Here is a 3,777-nt window from a genome sequence, read left to right as displayed (position 1 = left end):
AAAAACTGAAGTTAAATTTATAACAAAAAGTTTAATACTGTTTTTAACAGCTAAATTTTATTCCTTCAGCTGAAACTGGAGCAAAATAGCAAAATAAAAGTTGATATTTAATTCGTCAGCCAGTTTTTTGCCAAACCAATGTTATGTGTAGTGCTTTTTATAGTTACTATTGTCCGATAAGTTTTGTTTTGTTATCCGTAAGTTGTTGTTTAATATAGGCCTTTAACTCATCGAACGTCATATTTTGAGTTTCAGAACTAATTTTGTCTCTGATATCCCTCATCATTTTTACAGTGTCAAACTGTTTCTCTTTTTTAGTCGTTTCCATAATTTATTAAATCTTTTGGGCTTCTGATTTCAATCATTGAATAACCTAGTCGCAAATTCACAGAATTGTATCCCTTAATCCTGTCAAGGTTTACAATATGTTTAAAGTTCCAGCTTGCTAAAACGTCCACTTTGTTAATAGTCGCTAATGCAATGTGCCGGCAGTCTTCTAAACTAGTTTTACCAACAACTTTTTCTTCTATGTATGTGTCAGCAAGTTTAACAGCTTCCTTCGTCAGTTCAACTCTTTGAAATTTATCTTTCGGGTAATTTATTAAATGTTCCCTAACTTGTTGTGGTGCATTTATTAGTTCAAGGTCAAGCAAGTCTGATACCACAAAAATTACTCCATCATTATCAAGCCGCTCAAATAGCTTTATGGTTGCTTCTTTAAACTCTTCATCAAAGTAACCACCAACTACCGAAGTGTCTATATAGATTCTCTGTTTCATTTGGCTTTTTGTCTAAACAAAGATAATTAAAAATGTAGCGGTATAAATTTGCGGATAGTTATAGAGCCGTTTGCCGAGCATTACACATAACGTTCCGGGCTTGGCGAAGAACTGGAAATAGAAATCCTTTCGCTCAAACCAGAACTAAAGATAAAAAAGAAATCCAAAAGTTCAATAACTTCCGTCGGCCAGTTTTTTGCCAAACCTATTGTTGGGCGTAGCGAAAAAAGCTTTAAATACTGTTTTTAAAGGTAAAAAAAGCGAGATTTGTCGCGGCAAATTTTGAATAATCGAATTTGAATTGCATTCTTTAAGTCTGCATGATTTTATTTAGCCAAAGTCAGATATTTTGATTTGTCGTTTTACAAGCTTAACAACTGCAACTTTAAACTATAAAAAGTCCGCCGGAAATGCTGTTTTTACAAGGCAAAATTTAGTTCGCCAATTTTTTACCGATAAAAACAGCATTTGGAAAAAGTCCGCTTAACAAAACCAGTTTTGCGATAAAATTTATTTGGCGCGCAAGTCGACGGTTGTCCGATGAGTTGCGCCCAACGGAAAAGGCTTGGCGAAGAACTGGAATTTGAAACCCGTCTGCCGAAACCGAAGTTAAATAAAAGTTCTAAAGTTTAATACTGTTTTTATAAGCTAAAAAAATGTTCCTTCTGCCGAAACTGAAGCAAAATAGCAAAACAAAAGTTGATGATACATTCGTCAGCCAGTTTTTTGCCAAACCAATGTTAGCGGTAGCCCTTTTATTATTTTTTATTTTTTAATAGTTGATTAATTTCACCTGCTATATTATCAACCATTGAATTGTTTCTGATTATTGCAAGTATCCAATTCATTCCTCCAACCCAAACAAAAGGAACGCTAACTTTCCAGTCTAAAAATATTCCTAGTCCAATTCCAAACAATCTAATGTAAATAATAAGTTTATCTATTTGGATTCGATATTCTAGAAATAATTTCTGATTTTTTTCTCTAATATTAAACTTTCCTTCTTTAATGAATTTACAAATATTACCTCGCCATGGAGAATAGCCACCCTTAAATATTAGTTCACTTTCATTGATTAAAACTATATTACCTTTTTTTTCATCAATGTAGTCTTTCAACACTTGAATTTCTTTTGGATAACCACAAGAATTAATTGGTCTATCAAGTCCGGCTGAAAATTTGTATTTAGATAGCAACATTGATGTCTTAGGGTTACCGCTAACGTTTCGGGCTTGGCGAAGAACTGGAAATTGAAATCCGTCCGCCGAAAACCGAAGTCAAATTTATAATCACATGTTGATGCTTCTTTTATTAGCTAAATTTTGTTCCGTCTGCTGAAACTGACGCAAAATAGCAAAACAAAAGTTGATGTTACTCCGTCAGCCAGTTTTTTGCCAAACCAATGTTGGCAGTAGTTTTTCTATTGAAAAGGTTGTCCAACATTTCGTTTATAGAGTAAACAAAAGGCTTGGCCTGCTTGTCCGTACAGTCTTTCGTATCCACTTAATTTTTCGATATACTCATCTAGTGCCTTGTTTGTCAATGTCGTTGTCTTTGATAAGTCTTCTATTTTGAATGGAAATTGGCTATTGTTTGAGTTTGGCTTGTGCAAGAATAAAGCGTCACTAGAACTGTGAAAGTCTAAAAGAACTGTATAAAGTTGAAAGTCTGAGTTTATTTTTTTTGTCTTTTCAACAAGGAGATCAAAATGTCTAAATAGTTTATCTAAATGAGGCTTCCTTCTTTTAAAACTATCATTGCCAAATCCTTTCCAGTCAAAATGCCAATGCCAATCGTCGAACCATGCATTTGGGTCGTTAAAATATATTTTCCATGTTGGCTTTTCAAAATCTATTTGGATGGCAAGGTTTCGATAATATCTTTTTAATCCTCTTTGTCGTTTCATAAAATTACTGCCAACGGAAAAGGCTTGGCGAAGAACTGGAAATAGAATTCCTTCCGCCGAAAGCTAAAGTTAAATTTATAACAAAAAATTCAATACTGTTTTTATAAGCTAAATTATTGTTCCTTCTGCTAAAACTGAAGTAAAATAGTAAAACAAAAGTCAATGTTTAATTCGTCAGCCAGTTTTTTGCCAAACCCGTGTTAGGCACAGCTTTTTTTAAAGAGTTTGAAGTGTCGTTTTTAAGGATAAAAGCCTTTTAGATTAGTTTTTTGCGGAAAATTACGGCAAATTATTATTTTGATTTTTCAGTTTGAAAAGACTTTGCTTAACCAGAGTTGCAAGTTTTGATTTGTTGTTTTACAAATTGCAAGTTATAAATCACAAGTTGCAAATCAGTAAAATAAGTCCGCTGAAAATGCTGTTTTTATCATACAAAAATTAGTCTCAGATTTTGCACCGATAAAAATAGCATTATAAAAGTCAGCTTTACAAAACCGGTTTTTACTTTAATATCGCTTGACACCAAAGTTTACATTTGCAAGGAAGTTGTGCCTAACGTTCAAGGCTTGGCGAAGAACTGGAAATTGAATTCCTTCGGCCGGAACCAAAGTTAAATTTATAACAAAAAGTTCAATAATATTTTACAAGTCAAATTTTGTTCCTTCAGCCGAAACTGAAGCAAAATAGTAAAACAAAATTGATGTTTAATCCGTCAGCCAGTTTTTAGCCAAACCAATGTTAGCTGTAGCTTAATTTTAAAACTACAAAAATTGGACTTTGTATTTAACAAATCAGTTTGCAAAACTAAACTTTGCTGAACAATATTGAATTTGAAACTTCAAAGTCGGACGTTTTATTTGCCAAAAAAGTCGTAAGCATTTTCTTTCACAAACTTTGTTTTTTTGATTGCAAAGTCGGCAAATAATACTGTTTTTATCATGTAAAAAATTAGTTCGTCGGAAATGATCCACTGAAAAAAGTCTGCTAAAAACAGTATTAAAAAAAGTTCGCCGAGAAATACAGCCAGCTTTACAATTGTGAAAAGTTCGGCTTGCAAGTCATTCGGCGTTTTGCAAGTCTTAAGTTACAGCT

The 3,777-nt window shown here is 33.0% G+C and carries 4 protein-coding genes; all 4 read right to left on the bottom strand.

Translation table 11 applies throughout. From position 1 onward, the window contains the following. Positions 1-166: 166 nt before the first annotated feature. Positions 167-328, bottom strand: a complete 162-nt coding sequence (locus GO621_RS18960) for a hypothetical protein (RefSeq protein WP_198170318.1) — start codon at positions 326-328, stop codon at positions 167-169. Then, entirely contained in the window at positions 315-779 is a 465-nt protein-coding gene (locus GO621_RS18510) for a PIN domain-containing protein (RefSeq protein WP_157569854.1), read from the bottom strand. The genes GO621_RS18960 and GO621_RS18510 overlap by 14 nt, the downstream gene beginning before the upstream one ends. Before the next feature lie 758 nt (positions 780-1,537). Further along, positions 1,538-1,978, bottom strand: a complete 441-nt coding sequence (locus GO621_RS18505; RefSeq protein ID WP_157569852.1) for a hypothetical protein — start codon at positions 1,976-1,978, stop codon at positions 1,538-1,540. Positions 1,979-2,199: 221 nt separating this feature from the next. Beyond that, entirely contained in the window at positions 2,200-2,685 is a 486-nt protein-coding gene (locus GO621_RS18500; RefSeq protein WP_157569850.1) for a hypothetical protein, read from the bottom strand. Positions 2,686-3,777: the final 1,092 nt, after the last annotated feature.

Origin of the sequence: Mucilaginibacter arboris, assembly GCF_009754915.1 — a bacterium.
Lineage (GTDB): Bacteria > Bacteroidota > Bacteroidia > Sphingobacteriales > Sphingobacteriaceae > Mucilaginibacter_A > Mucilaginibacter_A arboris.
The sequence above is the reverse complement of the archived record's forward strand: the minus strand, read 5'-3'. Positions and strand labels throughout refer to the sequence as shown.

What these genes read in the sequence shown, in the direction of transcription:
- GO621_RS18505 (WP_157569852.1), bottom strand. Translation starts at nt 1,978, where the DNA reads ATGTTGCTATCTAAATACAAATTTTCAGCCGGACTTGATAGACCAATT.
- GO621_RS18960 (WP_198170318.1), bottom strand. Translation starts at nt 328, where the DNA reads ATGGAAACGACTAAAAAAGAGAAACAGTTTGACACTGTAAAAATGATG.
- GO621_RS18510 (WP_157569854.1), bottom strand. Translation starts at nt 779, where the DNA reads ATGAAACAGAGAATCTATATAGACACTTCGGTAGTTGGTGGTTACTTT.
- GO621_RS18500 (WP_157569850.1), bottom strand. Translation starts at nt 2,685, where the DNA reads ATGAAACGACAAAGAGGATTAAAAAGATATTATCGAAACCTTGCCATC.